We start from the raw sequence: 16,558 nt of genomic DNA, 5'->3' as shown, positions 1-16,558 counted from the left end.
AGGGGTCGTATGACGGCAGGACGTGTGCGGCAGGACTCAGGTCTTGACGGCTCCCTCGCCCACCCCCTTGAAGAAGAAACGCTGGAGGGCGAAGAAGAGGAGCATCATCGGCAGGAGCGCCGCCATCGCGCCGGCGGCGATGATCCGCTGGTCGTTGGTGGTGGTGGCGCCGGCCAGGGTCTTCAGGCCGAGCTGGAGGGTGTAGTGGTCGCTGTTCGTGAGGACCAGCAGGGGCCAGAGGAAATCGTCCCAGGCGCCCATGAAGCTCGTGATGCAGACGACGGCCAGGGCTCCCTTGGCGGCGGGAAGGAAGAGCCGGGTGAACCGGGTCCACTCGTTCGCTCCGTCCAGGACGGCGGACTCCTCCACCTCCTTGGGCACGGCCAGGAAGGCCGAGCGCATGACCATGATGTTCAGGACGGAGACCGCGCCGGGGAGCCACACGCCGACGAGGGTGTCGACCAGGCCCATCTCGCGCACGGTCAGGAACATCGAGATCATCACGGACTCGAAGGGGAACATGAGCGTGGCCACCAGCACCGTGAAGACCGATTTGCGGCCCTTCCACCCGGCCCGGGAGAGGGCGTACCCGCCCATCGCCGCGAACAGCATGTTCGAGGTGATCGCGAGGACGGCCACCACCAGCGTGTTGCCGACGTACTGGAGCAGCGGGAAGGAGTCGGCGACGAGGACGTAGTTGTCGAGGGTGGGCCGCGCGGGCAGCACGCCGTCGTACACGTTCTCGGTGCGGCCGCGGATCGAGGTCAGGAACTGCCAGACGATCGGCCCGAGCATCACGACGAGCATCACGACCAGCGTGGCGTACCGGGCGGCGAGCCCGATCCGCCGGCGCCTGCGGTCGGCTCCGGTGCCGGCCGCGGTGCGCGCCGCAGCCGTGCGTGCCGTGGTGGGCGCCGCAGTGCGCGGCGTGGTGCGTGCCGTGGTGCTCAACTCTCGTCCCCCTTCGACAGGCGGCGGCCCAGCAGGCTGAAGACCAGGGTCAGCAGGAACAGCAGGATCGAGATGGCGGAGGCGTAGCCGGTCTCGCCGGAGAAGCCGAGGCCGACCTGCCGGATGAGGAAGGGCAGGGTGCGGGCGCCGCCACCGGGGCCGCCGCTCTCCCCGCCCAGGATGTAGATCTCGGTGAAGACCCGCAGCGCGGAGATGGCGGAGAGCGTGCCGACCAGCAGCATCATCGGCTTCACCTGGGGGACGGTGATGCTGAAGAAGCGGCGCACGGCGCCGGCGCCGTCGAGCGCGGCCGCTTCCTGGAGCGACGGCGAGACGTTCCCGAGGGCTGCGAGGTAGAACACCATGTAGTAGCCGAGGCCCTTCCACACGGTCACGATCATGGCGGAGACCAGCAGCATGGTGCTGTCGGTCAGGAACGGGATCGGCTCCGAGACGATGCTCAGCTTCCGGAACACGGTGTTGACGAGCCCGTCGCTGCGCAGCACCCACTGCCAGATCAGCCCGACGACCACGGCGGAGGCGATCACCGGGGTGTAGAAGGCGGAGCGGAAGAACCCGATGCCCGGGATCTTCGCCTGGACGAGCACGGCGAGGGCGAGCGGGAGGAGGACCAGACACGGCACGACGACGACCAGGTACAGCACGCTGTTGCCGGTGGCGGTCCAGAAGTCGGGGTCGGCGAAGGCGCGGGTGTAGTTGTCGAAGCCGACGAAGGTGCCGCCGCGCAGGATCTGGGCGTCGGTGAGGGACAGGATGACGGTGTTGACGAACGGCCAGAGGCTGAACAGGGCCACCATCACCAGGCCGGGGGCGAGGAAGAGGTAGGGGGTCCACCACCGGCGGTGGACCAGCCCGGTCTCGGCCTCCATGGCCGCGAGGGCCGCCTTGCGGCGCCGTCCGGCGGAGCGGGCCGGGCGTGGCGTCATTTCTGCGCCGACTTGGCGAGCAGCTGGTTCGCCTCCTCCTGGGCCTTGCGTACGGCCGTCTGCGGATCCTGCTCGCCCTGGATCGCCTTCTGCATCTCGCGGACGACCGCGTCACCGACCTGGTTGGTCCACTGGACCGGGGTGTTGGCGTCGAGTGCCGCGCTCTTGAGCTGCTCGGCGCCGACCGCGCGGGCGACCGTCTCGGCGTCCTTGCCGTCGCCCCGGTCGGCGAAGCGCGGATCGGCCAGGCCCTGGGCGTTGGACGGGTAGATGGTCGCGTTCTTCGAGAACTCCACCTGGTTGGGGCCGTTGGTGACCCACTTGGCGAACTCGGTGGCCGCGTCGAGGTGCTTGGTGTCCTTCTTGATGCCGAGGGACTGGGCGTAGATGCCGATGTGGCCGAGCTTGCCGGTGACGGCCCCCGCGACCTGGGTGCCGGCGTAGATCTGCGGGGCGTTCTGCTTGATGTCCTTGACGAAGCCCGGGGAGCCGGGACCGAAGACGAGCTTGCCGCCGCCGTAGAGCTGGTTGATGTCGTCCGACTTGAGGAGGGACTCCTTGGGCATGGCGCCCTTGGCGTACAGGTCCTTCATCCGCTGCACCCACTCGACGGCCTTGGGGGTGTCGAAGACGAAACGATCCTGCTGCTCGTTCAGGATCGCTACGCCCATCTTCTGCCAGTCCCCGGGCAGGCGGCCCTTGGGGTCGGCCATGAAGGCCGAGTAGCGGCCGCCGGACGCGGCGGCGATCTTGTCGGCGTAGTCGAAGAACTGCTCCACGCTGGTCGGCGGCTGCGCCGGGTCCAGGCCGGACTTCTCGAAGAGCTCCTTGTTGTACGTGAGGATCTCCGGGGTCACGTACCAGGGGTACGCGTACACGCCGTCGCCTTTCCCCGGGAGCTTGAACTGCTCCCACGACCCGGGGACGTACTCCTTGGCGACCTCGGGGTCGAGCCCCGCCACGTCGGCGAGCAGGCCGCGGTCACCGAGGAGCTGGAAGGAGTCGGTGGAGAGGTTGACCACGTCGGGGAGGGCGCCGGCCTGGGCGTCGGCGACGAGCTTCTCGTTGTAGCCGTCGCCCGGGACGTCCTCCCATCTGACCTTCGCCTCGGGGTACTTCTTCTCGAAGGCGTCGATGACGCCTTGTACGTAGGCCGTGAACTTGGGCTTGAGCTGGAGGGTGCGGAAGGTGATCTCCCCGGCGACCTTGCCGGTCTTCCTGCCCTCCGGCACGTCCGCCGCGCCGCCGCTGACCCCGCAGGCGGAGACCGAGAGGAACGTGCCGGCCACGAGCGTGGCGACGGCTGTACGGGTCGCGTTCGAACGGGTCATCGTCGCCACCTTCGGGGGGAGTTCCGGCCTCACTGCCGGAGCGCGCAGCCCACGCTGACCCCAAATCCAGATCGCGTCAATGCGGCCGAAGTCCGGATGGGCGGGTACCGGTGGGTCCCGATGGGTCCCGCATCACGACGACAGACGTACAGGCAGATGAAAGAGGCACAGTCAACACCGCGACGACCAGCACTAATGCGCTTTAGTTCCAGGCCGCCCCAAGGTGATATCGATTCCATAACATCGCCCGCCGGACCCCGCATGTTGACTTCTTATCGGCGGTGCAAGTGGCCGCGCACTAATGCGCTTTACCTCGCACGGGCCCAAAGCCCCGTTGCGCAGATGGGCTTCGGATGGTTGGGTTCGACCACACGGCGTGTAGCTCAGCAGCCAGAGCACCGACCTGCACAGTCGGAGGACGCAGGGGCAGAACCTGCCACGCCGGCCATGGAAGAGAACGCCGACCACCAGCCCCGGAAGCCGAAGCCCGCCATCGAGGCACAGCGCGAAGCGCTCGCCGTCTGGCGGCCGTTCGAGGACGAACTGCTGGCCCATCGACTGCGCGCCGACGCCGAGGCCCGCACGGCGCATTGGCATGCCGAGGGAGCCGCCCTCCTGGAGCGCTACCGGGCCCTGGCCGCCGAGCACACCCGGTGCACCCGGCACCTCGACCCCAAGTCCAACGCCGCCGTCCTGCGGCGCGCACTGGAGGAGGCCGTCGCGGGCCGGACCCCGTCACCGCGGTTGTCCGGTCTGCTGGGGCATGCCGTCGCGTCGATGGTCGCCAAGCGCGGCATGCCCGGTTCCGCCGAGCACACGGCACTGCGCGGGATCCAGGCCGCCGAAGCCGCCCGGCCCCCGCACCACGAGCGACACGCGCCGCTCCCCCGCGCGCTCCACGGATCCGTGGCCGAGCTGTTGGAGGACGGGGCGGTCCCCTCCGCCGAGGTGTTGGCCGAGCTGATACCGCCGCCGGCCACCACCCACACCGCGGCGCAGGCCCGGTTGGAGCTGCGGGCCATCGGCGAACTCGCCGTGGAGGCCTTCCCCGGCGCGGGGATCCCGAACCGGCTGGCGGGCACGCTGGCCCGGCTCGCGAAACCGGCCGGGCTGCCGGTGCCCATCCTCACCGAGCCGTTCGCCTCCGCCACGACGTGCGCGGTGAACGCCGACCTGTTCCCCGCCGCGTGGACGGCCGCCGACCTCCTCAAGGGCACACCGTACGAGCGCTACTACGGCATCGACTTCGCCGCGCTGCGGGACCTGGCGGAGAGGGGCGACCCGGCCGAGTTCGCCGAGCTGTGCGCCCGGCGGGCCGGGCTGCCCCCGCACCGGTGCACCGGGCCGGACGGCCCTCAGGTCGTCGCTCTCGCCCGTGAGGCGGCCGTCGACGAACAGGCGCGCATCCTCACCACGTTCAACATGGCCACCCTGGTCCGCGTGGTCGGCATCGACCCGCCGTCCGGGTGGGACGGGCTGGCGCGTGGGGCGTTCACCGCCGCCCGGCGCCGGTCGGCGACGCCCAAGAGGGCAGCCTGCGCGTGGCGGCAGCTGGTGTTCCACCTCTCGCTGTGCGACGCGGGCCGGCAGGCGGCCGTACTCGCCTGGACCGACGCGGAATGTGCCCGCCTCCCCCGGCCCGTGGCGGCCCGCCTCTCACCCGCCCTCGCGCGGCTCCGGGCGGCCGTCGCTCCCCCTACTTCATCCGGTACTCGACTTTTTCGGCGAGTTTTCCGTCCTTGAAGCAGAAGCGGTACACCGTCTCCCCCTCGGTGTCCGCGGCGGACACGTACCAGGAGCAGGCGCTGCCCTCGGGTTCGGCCGGGCCGCCCGACTTCAGGGCGCCCTTGATGAAGCTCTCCCCGGACGGCATCTTGGCGCGGACCGCGTCCTCCGGGTCTCCGACGTTCACGGACTGGTAGACGCCGGGTTCGAGCAGCGTCTTGCCCGCGGCGTCCACTACCTTCCCGACGCCGAAGAGGAGGGCCACGACGGCCGCGATGCCGAGCACCAACGCCACCCCGCAGCCGATCAGACAGCCCTTGCGCTGCGCCACGTCCGTTCCTCCGTACCTTGCCGAACCTTGCCGATCTCCTGACAACCAGACCTTCGCAAGCCACCGGCACCGCGCGCTGTCCTCCAAAGTCTTCGGCTCCCGCAACGATCGTCGCCGTTCGAGGTCGGACCCCCTCATCCGTGTATACAAGAGGCAAAAGCGAGAACGATGCGTACGATCCGGACGAAACGAGAGGAACCCACTGTGAGTGAGACCATCGAGCCTCTGATCGTCGTCGGCGTGGACGGTTCGAACCACTCCAAGGAAGCCCTGCGCTGGGCCGTCGCCCAGGCCAAGGCCATCGGCGGCCGGGTGCACGCCGTCATGAGCTGGCAGTGGAACACCAACCCGTTCGCCGTGGGCACCGGCACACCGGACGAGCTGGTAGGCGCCGAGGAGACGGCCCGCCGGCGCCTCGCGGACACCGTGGCCTCGGCCGTCGGCACCTCGCCCGGCGTCCCCGTCTTCCGCCGGGTCGAACAGGGCTCGCCGGCCCAGGTGCTGGTGGACGCCTCCAAGGAGGCGGACCTGACGGTCGTCGGCACCCGGGGCTACGGCGGCTTCAAGGGCGCCCTGCTCGGCTCGGTGAGCCAGCAGGTGGTGCAGTACGCGGCGAGCACGGTGGTCGTGGTCCGCGAGGGCGAGGACGACGACCAGGACGAGGACTGGGATTAAGGCTAGGACGATGACCCGGGGGCCGTCAGGTCACCGGGGTCGGTGTTCGCGCCGCACAGGATGACGGCCACGCGCTCGCCCAGCGGCTGCGGAGCGGTCCGTACGGCCGCCAGGGCGGTGGCCGCGCCCGTCTCGACCACGATCCGGTGCTCCTCCCACAGCGCGCGCCGGGCCGCCGTGATCGCCTGGTCCGGGACCAGGACGGAGCGTGCGTTCTTCTCCTGCGCGGCGGCCAGCGCGGCCGCCGACACCCGGGTGGCGCCCAGTGAGTCGGCGGCGACCGAGTCCACGGCCACGTCGACGATCCGGCCGGACTCCAGGGCCGCGTTCAGGGCCCGGCAGTTCTCCGGCTCGGCCGCGATCACCTGCACGCCGTGCTCGCGCGCCGCGGCCGCGACCCCCGCGAACAGCCCGCCGCCGCCCACCGCGACGACCACGGTGTCCAGCCCCGGCAGCCCGGCCCGGATCTCGTCCAGCAACGTACCCGCGCCCGCCGCGATCAGCGGGTGGTCGTACGCATGGCTGCTCAGCGCGCCGCTCTGCGCCGCGAACTCCTCGCACGCGGCCAGCGCTTCGGCGTACCGGTCGCCGACGAGCCGCACCTCGGCCCCGTACCCGCGCAGCCGCTCCACCTTCACGCGCGGCGCGTTGGCGGGCAGGAACACGGTGGCGCGGACGGACTGCGCACGGGCCGCCCAGGCGCAGGCGAGGCCCGCGTTCCCGCCGGAGGCGATGGTGACGCCCGCGTCCGGGAGGGTGCCGGCGTCCCGGTGGGCGGCCAGGAAGTTGCGGGCGCCGCGGGCCTTGAAGGACCCGGTGTGCTGGAGGTACTCCAGCGCGTACCAGAGCCCCTCGGCGGCGGGTACGACGGCGACGGGGCGGACCGATCCGGCTATCCGGTCGGCGGCGGCGCGTACGGCGGCGTAGTCGAGCTGCTGTTCCATGACGGGGTCCCTTCGTACGGCTTCGGACGGCTTCGGACGGCTTCGGACGCCTTCGGGCGGCTTCCGGCAACTGCGAGCGGCCTCAGGCGGCGGCGGGCCGGTTGGCCTCGATCAGCTGGCGCAGGGCGCCGTAGTACACCTCGTGGTCGGTCAGGGCGGGCAGTACGTCGGCCAGCCCTCCCGCGAGCACGGGGAACCCCTGCGGATCCAGGGCGGCCAGGGCCGCCCGCGAGGCGGCGGTGGCTCCGGCCGGATCCCGGTGGTCCACGAAGGCGGCGCTGCCGAGGGTGAGCAGGTACATGCGGCGGTACGCGGTCATCGCCTCGGCGGCGCTCATCCCGGCGGCCACGCTGTCCGCGAGCGCGGGCTCGACCAGCCGGGCCAGCAGCTGGCGGCCGAGCCACGGGCGGCCACCGCGGAGCATCAGCAGCCCGGGGTGCGCGACGAGCAGCCGGTACAGCGCGGTGAAGCGCAGCTCGGTGGCCTGCGCCCAGCCGGTCCCGGCCGGGATCTCGGGGAGCCGGCCGGCGAGGTGCTCGGTGCAGAGGTCGAGGAGCCCGGCGAGGTCGGTGCAGCGGCGCTGCACGGTGGCGTGGGAGACCTCCAGCCGGTCGGCGAGGGCCCGGAAGCTCAGCGCGCCCGGCCCCTCCTCGTCGATGAGGCGCAGGGCGGCGACGGCGATCACCTCGGGCGTCGCACGGTCCAGGGCTGCTGATCTCCTCGGCATGAGATACACCGTATCAGACGTCGTAACATACGCCGTAACAGACTGCGTACCGATGCACCCCCTCCCCGATCGTGTGACGCCGACTACGGCCATATTGCTGGTCATTGAGCCATAACCATCGACTTATGTTGACAGTGGGTAGTCGCACCGCTGCACTGAGCGCACTTGCAGCCCCACCTCAAGGAGTCTCCGTGCCGCCTCGCCTGCGTGCGTCGCTCCCCTGCCTGACCGCGGCCGCCCTGCTCGCCCTCTGCCTCGCCCCCGCCCCCGCGGCGGCCGAGCCCTACGCGACCTCGGACGCCCCGCTCGCGCTCACCCCGCCCATGGGCTGGAACAACTGGGCGCACTACATGTGCGACATCGACGAGGCCAAGGTGGTCGCGAACGCCGACGCACTCGTCTCCAGCGGCCTCGCGGCCAAGGGCTACGACACGGTGACGGTCGACGACTGCTGGATGACCAAGAGCCGGGACGCGGACGGCAACCTGGTCGTCGACACGCAGAAGTTCCCGCACGGCATGGCCTGGCTCGGCGAGCATCTGCACGCCAAGGGCCTGAAGTTCGGCATCTACGAGGACGCCGGCTCCCTCACCTGCGAGCGCTACCCCGGCAGCGGCTCGCCCGACGGCGGCGGCCCCGACCACTACGCCCAGGACGCCCGGCAGTTCGCGTCGTGGAAGGTCGACTACGTCAAGATGGACGGCTGCAACCTGTGGGTGCCGCCCGGGCGGACGAAGGAGCAGGCGTACCGCGACGCGTACAACGCCGTCGCCGAGGCCCTGCGTACGAGCGGCCGCGCCATGGTGCTCTCCGCCTCGGCCCCCGCCTACTTCCAGCAGGGCGAGTGGGGCGGCTCCGACTGGCACAAGGTCCTCGGCTGGGTCGGGGAGACCGGGCAGCTGTGGCGCGAGGGCAAGGACATCAAGGTCTACAACCCCACCGCGCCCGCGACCTCCCGGTGGAGCTCGGTGCTCGGCAACTACGGCTACAACCGCTGGCTCGGCCGGTACGCGGGCCCCGGCAACTGGAACGACCCCGACTTCCTGATCGCGGGCGCCCCCGGGCTCACCGAGGCCGAGAGCCGCAGCCAGGTGGGGCTGTGGGCGATGATGGCGGCCCCGTTCATCCTGTCCTCCGACGTCTCCAAGCTCACCCCGGCCGGGCTGGCCGCCCTGGGCAACACCGATCTGATCGCGCTGGACCAGGACCCGATGGGCCGCCAGGGCGCGGTGCTCTCCGCCAACGCCACGTTCGAGGTGCTGGCCCGGCCGCTGGCGGGCGGCGACCGCGCCGTCGCCGTGCTCAACCGGTCCGGCAGCGCGCGGGACGTCTCCGTACCGCTCACCGACATCGGGCTGTACTCCTGCACGGTCGACGCCAAGGACCTGTGGAGCGGCAAGAGCACCGAGGTCTCGACCTCCCTGACCGGGAAGGTGGCCGCGCACGACACGGCGGTCTTCCGGCTCACCCCGCACGAGGGGTGCGGCGCCGCCGTGCCGACCGGGCAGATCACCGGGAACGGCGCCCAGTGCGCGGACGGGGTCAACACCAGCGGGGTGGGCGCGGTGGTCCTGGCGCCGTGCACCGCGGCCGCCGACCAGCGCTGGGTGCTCGGGGCGGAGGCGAGCGTACGCCTGACCGGCAAGTGCCTGTCGGCGGGCGAGAACGGCGCCGTCGAACTGGCCGGCTGCGCGCCCGGTGAGCCGGGCCAGCGCTGGACGCACCGGCGGGACGGGGCGCTGGTCGAGGACGTGAGCGGACTGTGCCTGACGGCCCCCGCCGCGGCCGCGACCCCCGACGCCCCGGCGGAGCGGCTGCGCCTGACCGACTGCGGCGAGAACCGCGTCGACCAGGCCTGGTCCCTGCCCGTCTGACCCCGGACCACACGACGGATCGGTGACTCATCGGATGACGAACCCCACTCCCCGGCGCCCGCGGCGCGCGCAGCTGCGCCGCCGGCTCGCCCTCGCCACCCTGGTGGCCCTGCTCGGCGCCGGCTCCCCCGCACTGGCCGGCCCGGTCGACGGGGGCCACGTACGGGGCCGTGCGCCCGCGCCGGTACCGGAAGGCCCTCCCGGCTCCCCCGGCTCCCCCGGCACCCTCCACTCCCCCGCTTCCTCCGGCTCCCCCGGCGCGCCCGGGCCACGGGCCTTCGACGCCGGGCCGGCGCGGGAGGCGCTGGAGCGGCTGCTGCCGCGCCACGCCGACCAGTTCACCCTCGTGCCCGACCCGGCCGCCGGGGCCGACCGGTTCACCGTGTCCGGGTCGGCCGGCGCGATCACCGTGCGCGGATCCACGGGGGCCACCCTGCTCACCGGGGTCGGCTGGTACCTCCAGCACGTCGCCGGGGCCGACATCGGCTGGCCCGGCGAGAGCATCGGGATGCTGCCCGCGCGACTGCCCGCCGTCCCCGCGCCGGTCACCCGCAGCGCGCTCGTCCCGCACCGGTACGCCCTCAACGACACCGACGACGGCTACTCGGGCGCGTACCGCACCTTCGAGCAGCACCAGCGGCAGATCGACCTGCTCGCCCTGCACGGCATCAACGAGGTGTTCGTCCAGGCCGGCGCCGAGTACCCGTACTACCGGGCGCTCCAGGGCTTCGGCTACTCCGCCGCCGAACTGCGCGAGTGGATCCCCGGCCCCGGACACCAGAGCTGGTGGCTGCTGCAGAACCTGAGCGGCTTCGGCGGCCCGGTCTCCGAGCGGCTGATGCAGGAGCGCGCCGAGCTCGGCGGGCGGATCGCCGAGCAGTTGCGCGGGCTCGGCATGACCCCGGTGCTGCCCGGCTACTTCGGGACGGTCCCGCCGGGTTTCGCCGCCCGCAACGCGGGCGCGAAGACGGTGGCGCAGGGCGACTGGGCGGGCTTCGACCGGCCCGACTGGCTGGACCCGTCCTCGCCGGTGTTCGGAAAGCTGGCCGCCGCGTACTACGCGGAGCAGCGCGCCGTGTTCGGGGACAGCACGATGTACCGGATGAGCCCGCTGCACGAGGGCGGGACGGTGGGCACCGTCGACGTGAAGGCGGCCGCCCGGGCGGTCCAGTCGGCGCTGCACGCCGCGCACCCGGGGGCGATGTGGGCGGTGCTGGGGTGGCAGGACAGCCCGAAGGCGGAGCTGCTCGCCGGGGTGGACACCTCGAAGCTGCTGATCCTGGACGGGCTGTCCGACCGCTACAACCGGCTGGACCGCGAGGCCCGCTGGGGCGGGGTCCCGTACGCGATGGGCACGATCTACAACTTCGGCGGGCACACCACGATCGGCGCGAACACCTCGGTGTGGATCGAGCGGTTCGGCCCCTGGCGGGCCAAGGCCAACAGCGCGTTGAAGGGCATCGCCTACCTGCCGGAGGCCACCGGGACCAACCCGGCCGCCTTCGACCTGTTCACCGATCTCGCCTGGGAGCCCTCCCCGATCGACCAGCGCAAGTGGTTCGCCGATTTCGCGGGCCGCCGCTACGGCCGGCCCGACAAGGAGGCGGCGGCCGCCTGGGAGGAGCTGCGCACGGGTCCGTACAGCACCTCCTCGGGCCTGTGGTCGGAGTCCCAGGACAGCCTGTTCACCGCCCGGCCGAGCCTGGCCGCGGTGGGGGCGGCGTACTGGAGCCCCAAGTCGATGCGCTACCCGGCCGACGGGGTGCGCCGGGCCCTGGACCACCTGCTCAAGGTGGATCCGAAGCTCCGCGGCTCCAGCGCCTACCGCTTCGACCTGGTGGACACCGCCCGGCAGGCCCTGGCCAACCACTCGCGGGTGCTGCTGCCGAAGATCAAGGCGGCGTACGAGGCCAAGGACCTGACCCGGCTGCGCGCACTGACCGCCGAATGGGCGGACGGGGAACGCCGGTTGGACGCCGTCACGGGCTCCGATCCGAACTTCCTGCTCGGCAACTGGCTGTCGGCGGCCCGCTCCTGGGGTGCGGACGAGGCCGAGCAGGACCGGTACGAGTACGACGCCCGCTCGATCCTGAGCGTGTGGGGCCGACGCAGCACCAGCGAGGGCGGTTTCCTGCACGACTACGCCAACCGCGAATGGAGCGGCCTGATCCGGGAGTTGTACGCGCCCCGCTGGGCGGCCTACTTCGAGTCGCTGGAGGAGTCCCTGGTCCGGCGGGCGGCGCCCCGGGAGATCGACTGGCACGACTTCGAGGAGGAGTGGGCCCGGCGCACCACGCGGCACCCGAGCGGGGCGAACGGCCCGAGCGGGGATCCTTACGCCCTGGCGGCGGACATCGCGGCGGCCCTGAAGTCCTCGGAGGGGGCCGCCCGCTGACCTCCTACACCACGCGGGACGGCGGCGATCGGATGATGCGCTGATCACCACCCGCCCGTGGGAATCCCGCTACCCGTGCGGGGGAGAACCTGTCAGGTGGTTCGACGCGCGGGAGGCGCACTCGGTTGACTGGCTCGGAACGACCACCAGGGGCGGCCGTCGGAACATCCGGCGGTCGCCCCTTCCGACGCCGTCACACGGCCCGAAGCCTTCAGGAGTGCACCGAGCATGTCCCAGGACACCCCGCCCGCCGAGGACCGCACCCCGCCCGTGACCCTGGAGCTGCTGACGCTCCTCGCCGCCGGGGTCGCCGATCTGGCACTCGACCAGTTACGGCAGTCCGCCGAGCGGGCCCAGGACGTACTGCACCGCTCCGATCTGCGGGAACTGCTCACCGACGGGGTCGTGGAGCTGCGCAAGCGCGGCGAGCTGGCCACCCGCCGGTCGGGCGCGGGAGCGGAGAACCACCTGGAGACCATGGCCCGGCGGGCCGCCGAGCGGGTCGCCTCCGAGGGCCACCCCCGTGCATGACCACACCGGCTTCAAGGAGCGCATCGACGAGGTGCTGGTCCGGCTGGCCGACGAGGAGGAGCGGGCGCTGCTCGGCCTGCACGTCGAACTCTCCCCGCTGTCCGAGCAGTTACGCCGCTCGCTGGCCGGCGGGAAGCGGATCCGGGCCGCGTACCTGTACTGGGGCTGGCGGGCTGCGGGGCAGCCGGACTGTGAAGGGGTGATCCGGGCCGCGGCCGCGATGGAGCTCGTGCACGCGGCCGCCTGCACGCACGACGACATCATCGACGACAGCCGGATGCGGCACGGCAGGCTCACCGCGCACGCCGCGTTCGCCGCCGCCGGGCAGCGTTCCACCCCCCTCGCGATGATCCTCGGCGATCTGCTGATGGGGTACGCCGGCCACGTCTTCAGCTCCTGCGGGCTGCCCGGCGCCTACCTGGCCCGGACCGTCCCCCTCTGGGCCACGCTGCTGCGCGAGACCATGGCGGGCGAGTTCCTGGAGGTGCTCCGCACCCGGCCGGAGCCGATCCCGCAGGTGGCGGAGTCGCTGGAAGTGGCCCGCTTCAAGACGGCCAAGTACACCGTCGAGCGGCCGCTGCACCTGGGCGCCACCCTCGGCGGGGGCTCCCGCGGCCTCCTCGACGCGTTCTCCGCGTACGGGCTGCCGCTCGGCGAGGCCTTCCAGCTGCGCGACGACCTGCTCGGCACCTTCGGCGACCCGGCCAGGACCGGCAAGTCGAACGTGGACGACCTGCGGGACGGCAAACCGACCGCGCTGCTCGCCCTGACCGTCGCCGCGGCCGGCGGCGACGACCGGCGGCTGCTCGCGAAACTGGTCGGCCGACCGGACCTGGGCACCGAAGAGGCCACCGCCGTACGCGCGTTGATGGAGCGCTGCGGGGCCCGGCAGCAGGTCGAGGACATGATCCGGGAGCGCATCGCCCGGGCCACCGGCGCGCTGGACACCGTACCGATGCCCGCGGAGGCGCGGTCCGCGCTGCGCGAGCTCGCCGGTACCGCCGCCGAGCGCTCGCTGTAACCGCGGGCCGGCTCCCTGCGCCGGGGCCCGATGCCCCGCCCGGGACGCGACGCCCCGACCTGACCCGTCCCGCCCCGCCCCGCACCCGCCCCCGTACACACGAGAAGGACGAGTGAAGTGACCACCGCCGAGAACCGCGCCGAGACCGCCGCCACCCCGCCGCGCCCCCGCTACGACGACGCCGCGCTCGACGCCCTGTCCACCCAGGGCGATCCGCAGGCCGACGAGACCGTCGCCGCGATGTTCCACCGCAACGAGGTGGGCGACTTCAACACGCTCATGCGGTTCTTCACCACCGCCGGGGACCCGCTCCCCGACCGGCTCCCGGCCTCCGCCCGCGACTACTTCGAGGCCACCGCCCTGCCCCCGGCCTGGGTCGACTGGGACGTCATGGAGCAGGCCCGGCTGTTCTTCATGGACAACGCCGCCCACATCAACACCGGCCTGTCCTTCGCCGCGATGCCCGTCAGCTACGCCGTCCCCCGGATGGCCCGGCTGCTGTCCTCGACGCACTCGCTCGCGTACCCCTCTCGCCGGATGGCCAACACCGGCCAGTTCGTCACGTACCTCATGCGGACGGACTCCTTCGCCGAGGGCAGCAAGTTCATCCCGGCCGCCCAGAAGGTCCGGCTGCTGCACGCGGCGGTACGCCACCACCTGCGCCACGGCGGCCACTGGGACGTCGAGCGGGACGGCATGCCCATCTGCCAGGAGGACATGATCGCCGGGCAGACCTTCTTCTCGCTGCTGGTGCTCGACGCCATGCACCGGCTCGGCATCCACATGAGCGAGGAGGGCGCGGAGGCCTACTACTACGCCTGGCGGGTCGTGGCCGCCCTGCTGGGCTGCGACATGGCGGCCGTACCGGAGAACCTCGCCGAGGCGCGCGCGTACTGCGACCTCTACCTCCAGCGCCACCTCGGCCCCTCCCCGGAGGGCGTGCTCCTCAACGCCCAGCTGATGCGGCTGTACGAGGACGTGGTCCCCGGCACGCTGTTCGACCCGATGGTCCCGGCCACCGTCCGCTACCTGGTCGGCGACACCATCGGCGACTGGCTGGAGGTCCCGCGCAGCCCCTGGGACGCGGCGGCCAGGGCCGTCCCCGTGGTGCTGGGGCTGCTGGAGACCATCGAGGACAGCAGCCCGCTGGCGGAGTGGGCGCTCGACAAGGCGGGCTCGCTGCTCGCCGGGTTCGAGCTGTCCGCGCTGACCCGGGGGCGGGTCATGCACCACGCCATCCCGGCGGAGCTGAAGGCGGAGTACGGGGTGAAGGCGCCGCGCAGCGGCCGCTGGGTGCCGCCGGCCCCGACGCCCGTGCACTGACCCGAACGGGCGCGGACGGGCGCGGCCGGGCGCGGGTCCGCCCTGGTCCGAGTCACACTGGAAGCCGCCGGTTTCCCGGCGGACGGCGACGCGGACAGCGACGCGGACGGTGACCCGGACAGTGACCCGAACGGTGGCGCGGACGGTGACTTGCTCATGACAACCCGTGTGAAGGCGGACCCGGGGCGGCGCCGCCGCGTCCTGGGCGGCGCCGTCTGCGGTCTGGTCGCCGCCTGCGCCGGACTGGCCCTGGCGGAGCTGGCCGCGGCGGCCGTCCGGCCGGAGGCCTCCCCGGTCACCGCGGTCGGCGGAGCGGTGGTCGACCGTACGCCGGTGGGCGTCAAGGAATGGGCGATCCGCGAGTTCGGCACCGCCGACAAACTGCTGCTGGCGCTCGGGATCGTCCTCGTCCTGGGTGCGGTGGCCGCCCTGGCCGGGGTGCTCGCCGTACGGCACCTGCCCGCCGGGATCGCGCTCGCCGGCTGTTTCGGGCTGGTCGGGGCGGTGGCCGCGCTCAGCCGGCCCGAGGCGACCTGGCACGACGCGCTCCCGTCGCTGGTCGGCGGGCTGGGCGCGGCCGGGGTGCTGTACCTGCTGGTCCGCGCGTTGACCACGCCCCGTCCGGTGGGCGCGCCGCCGGGCGGGGCCTGGTCGATGGACCGGCGCGGCTTCGGGCGGCTGGTCGGCGCGGCCCTCGTGGCCTCGGCGGGGATCGGGTACGCGGGGCGGCGGCTCGGCGCGTACGGCTCGGCCGGGGCGACGGCCTCGCGGGCGGACCTGGTCCTGCCGGAGCCGGCCGTGCCCGCACCGCCCGTACCGCCCGGCGCGCAGCTGCCCGTGCCCGGGATCTCCCGCTTCCTGACCCCCAACCGGGACTTCTACCGCGTGGACACCGCGCTGGTCGTCCCCCGGGTGGACGCGGACACCTGGCGGCTGCGCATCCACGGCGAAGGCGTCACCACCCCGCTCGAATTCGGGCTGCGCGAGCTGCTGGCCCGCCCGCTCGTCGAGCACGACATCACCCTCACCTGCGTGTCGAACGAGGTCGGGGGCCCGTACGCGGGCAATGCCCGCTGGCTCGGCGTGCGCCTGGCCGACCTGCTGCGCGAGGCGGGGGTCCGGCCGCCCTCGCAGGGCGGTCCGGCGGACCAGCTCGTGTCGCGTTCGGTGGACGGGATGACGATCGGCACGCCCGTCGAGACGGTGATGGACGGCCGGGACGCGCTGCTGGCCGTCGGGATGAACGGCGAGCCGCTGCCCTTCGCGCACGGCTTTCCCGTACGGATGGTCGTACCGGGCCTGTACGGGTACGTCTCGGCGTGCAAGTGGCTGACCGAGCTGCGGCTGACGACCTTCGCGGCGTACGACGCGTACTGGGTGCGCCGGTCCTGGGCTCAGCAGGGCCCGGTCAAGACGCAGTCCCGGATCGACACCCCGCGCCCCTCCTCCGAGCCGCGGGAGGGGCCGGTGGCGGTGGCGGGGGTGGCGTGGGCGCAGCACCGCGGTATCGCCCGGGTGGAGGTACGGGTGGACGCGGGCCCGTGGCAGGAGGCCCGGCTGGGGACGGCGGACGGCAATGACACCTGGCGGGAGTGGGTGTGGGTGTGGGAGGCGAGCCCGGGGCGGCACACGCTGGAGGTGCGTGCCACGGACGGTACGGGCGCCGTGCAGACGGGTGTGCGCAGGGGGACCGTCCCCGACGGGGCGACCGGGTGGCACTCGGTGTCGGTGCGTGTCCGGCCGGGGCCGGGGAGGAAGGCATGATGCGGACATCCTGGGAAAC

The 16,558-nt window shown here is 72.7% G+C and carries 14 protein-coding genes and 1 tRNA gene; 9 read left to right on the top strand and 6 right to left on the bottom strand.

Features of this window, described 5'->3' with window-relative positions; translation table 11 throughout:
* Window positions 1-36: 36 nt before the first annotated feature.
* From IF02_RS0126450 to IF02_RS0126440, 3 genes are read right to left on the bottom strand one after another with little or no spacing between them, the layout of a single operon-like run.
* The gene (locus IF02_RS0126450; protein WP_030161139.1) at window positions 37-951 is read right to left on the bottom strand and encodes a carbohydrate ABC transporter permease; all 915 of its coding nucleotides are present in this window, start codon (window positions 949-951) and stop codon (window positions 37-39) included.
* A complete protein-coding gene (locus IF02_RS0126445; RefSeq protein WP_051696568.1) occupies window positions 948-1,898 on the bottom strand; it encodes a carbohydrate ABC transporter permease in 951 nt (316 codons plus the stop codon). The genes IF02_RS0126450 and IF02_RS0126445 overlap by 4 nt, the downstream gene beginning before the upstream one ends.
* Complete coding sequence (locus tag IF02_RS0126440; protein WP_051696567.1) at window positions 1,895-3,229, bottom strand: ABC transporter substrate-binding protein; 1,335 nt, start codon at window positions 3,227-3,229, stop codon at window positions 1,895-1,897. The genes IF02_RS0126445 and IF02_RS0126440 overlap by 4 nt, the downstream gene beginning before the upstream one ends.
* A gap of 372 nt (window positions 3,230-3,601) precedes the next feature.
* On the opposite strand from IF02_RS0126440, the gene IF02_RS0126435 reads away from it, so the two are divergent.
* Window positions 3,602-3,677 (top strand) — tRNA-Cys (locus IF02_RS0126435).
* Window positions 3,677-4,972 carry a hypothetical protein gene (locus IF02_RS0126430; protein WP_051696566.1) on the top strand — a complete coding sequence of 432 codons (1,296 nt, stop codon included), beginning with the start codon at window positions 3,677-3,679 and terminating at the stop codon, window positions 4,970-4,972. The genes IF02_RS0126435 and IF02_RS0126430 overlap by 1 nt, the downstream gene beginning before the upstream one ends.
* Here the strand turns inward: IF02_RS0126430 and IF02_RS0126425 are convergent.
* Window positions 4,926-5,285: a hypothetical protein gene (locus tag IF02_RS0126425; protein WP_030161134.1), complete on the bottom strand. Its 360-nt coding sequence runs from the start codon at window positions 5,283-5,285 to the stop codon at window positions 4,926-4,928. The two genes, IF02_RS0126430 and IF02_RS0126425, sit on opposite strands and share 47 nt — an antisense overlap.
* Before the next feature lie 204 nt (window positions 5,286-5,489).
* On the opposite strand from IF02_RS0126425, the gene IF02_RS0126420 reads away from it, so the two are divergent.
* Window positions 5,490-5,960 (top strand): universal stress protein, encoded by a 471-nt coding sequence (locus IF02_RS0126420; protein ID WP_030161133.1) that lies wholly within the window; start codon window positions 5,490-5,492, stop codon window positions 5,958-5,960.
* Window positions 5,961-5,962: 2 nt separating this feature from the next.
* Here the strand turns inward: IF02_RS0126420 and IF02_RS0126415 are convergent, their stop codons facing one another.
* On the bottom strand, window positions 5,963-6,904 hold the full coding sequence (locus IF02_RS0126415) for a serine/threonine dehydratase (protein ID WP_030161131.1): 942 nt from the start codon (window positions 6,902-6,904) through the stop codon (window positions 5,963-5,965).
* Between the two features lie 82 nt (window positions 6,905-6,986).
* Window positions 6,987-7,631, bottom strand: coding sequence for a TetR/AcrR family transcriptional regulator (locus IF02_RS0126410; RefSeq protein WP_030161129.1), 645 nt, complete (start codon window positions 7,629-7,631; stop codon window positions 6,987-6,989).
* A 191-nt stretch (window positions 7,632-7,822) separates the two neighbouring features.
* Here IF02_RS0126410 and IF02_RS0126405 point away from each other — a divergent pair, with 191 nt between their 5' ends.
* The 6 genes from IF02_RS0126405 (at window position 7,823) to IF02_RS0126380 (ending at window position 16,539) form a co-directional block, all read left to right on the top strand.
* On the top strand, window positions 7,823-9,505 hold the full coding sequence (locus tag IF02_RS0126405; protein ID WP_234318335.1) for an alpha-galactosidase: 1,683 nt from the start codon (window positions 7,823-7,825) through the stop codon (window positions 9,503-9,505).
* Window positions 9,506-9,539: 34 nt separating this feature from the next.
* On the top strand, window positions 9,540-11,900 hold the full coding sequence (locus tag IF02_RS0126400) for an alpha-N-acetylglucosaminidase (protein ID WP_078622348.1): 2,361 nt from the start codon (window positions 9,540-9,542) through the stop codon (window positions 11,898-11,900).
* Between the two features lie 228 nt (window positions 11,901-12,128).
* Window positions 12,129-12,431, top strand: a complete 303-nt coding sequence (locus IF02_RS0126395; RefSeq protein ID WP_030161123.1) for a hypothetical protein — start codon at window positions 12,129-12,131, stop codon at window positions 12,429-12,431.
* On the top strand, window positions 12,424-13,452 hold the full coding sequence (locus IF02_RS0126390) for a polyprenyl synthetase family protein (protein ID WP_030161121.1): 1,029 nt from the start codon (window positions 12,424-12,426) through the stop codon (window positions 13,450-13,452). Before IF02_RS0126395 ends, IF02_RS0126390 begins: the two co-directional genes overlap by 8 nt.
* Window positions 13,453-13,569: 117 nt before the next feature.
* Window positions 13,570-14,775, top strand: a complete 1,206-nt coding sequence (locus tag IF02_RS0126385; protein WP_051696564.1) for an oxygenase MpaB family protein — start codon at window positions 13,570-13,572, stop codon at window positions 14,773-14,775.
* A 156-nt stretch (window positions 14,776-14,931) separates the two neighbouring features.
* Window positions 14,932-16,539, top strand: a complete 1,608-nt coding sequence (locus IF02_RS0126380; protein ID WP_030161117.1) for a molybdopterin-dependent oxidoreductase — start codon at window positions 14,932-14,934, stop codon at window positions 16,537-16,539.
* The last annotated feature ends 19 nt before the right edge of the window (window positions 16,540-16,558 follow it).

This window comes from Streptomyces sp. NRRL S-244, assembly GCF_000717915.1.
In the GTDB taxonomy this organism is placed as follows: Bacteria; Actinomycetota; Actinomycetes; order Streptomycetales; family Streptomycetaceae; genus Streptomyces.
This window is presented reverse-complemented; position numbering and strand designations above follow the sequence as displayed.

Bases quoted from the DNA above. Each gene is read 5' to 3' on its own strand.
- IF02_RS0126400 (WP_078622348.1), top strand. From the start codon at position 9,540: ATGACGAACCCCACTCCCCGGCGCCCGCGGCGCGCGCAGCTGCGCCGC.
- IF02_RS0126415 (WP_030161131.1), bottom strand. From the start codon at position 6,904: ATGGAACAGCAGCTCGACTACGCCGCCGTACGCGCCGCCGCCGACCGG.
- IF02_RS0126445 (WP_051696568.1), bottom strand. From the start codon at position 1,898: ATGACGCCACGCCCGGCCCGCTCCGCCGGACGGCGCCGCAAGGCGGCC.
- IF02_RS0126440 (WP_051696567.1), bottom strand. From the start codon at position 3,229: ATGACCCGTTCGAACGCGACCCGTACAGCCGTCGCCACGCTCGTGGCC.
- IF02_RS0126430 (WP_051696566.1), top strand. From the start codon at position 3,677: ATGGAAGAGAACGCCGACCACCAGCCCCGGAAGCCGAAGCCCGCCATC.
- IF02_RS0126395 (WP_030161123.1), top strand. From the start codon at position 12,129: ATGTCCCAGGACACCCCGCCCGCCGAGGACCGCACCCCGCCCGTGACC.
- IF02_RS0126380 (WP_030161117.1), top strand. From the start codon at position 14,932: ATGACAACCCGTGTGAAGGCGGACCCGGGGCGGCGCCGCCGCGTCCTG.
- IF02_RS0126410 (WP_030161129.1), bottom strand. From the start codon at position 7,631: ATGCCGAGGAGATCAGCAGCCCTGGACCGTGCGACGCCCGAGGTGATC.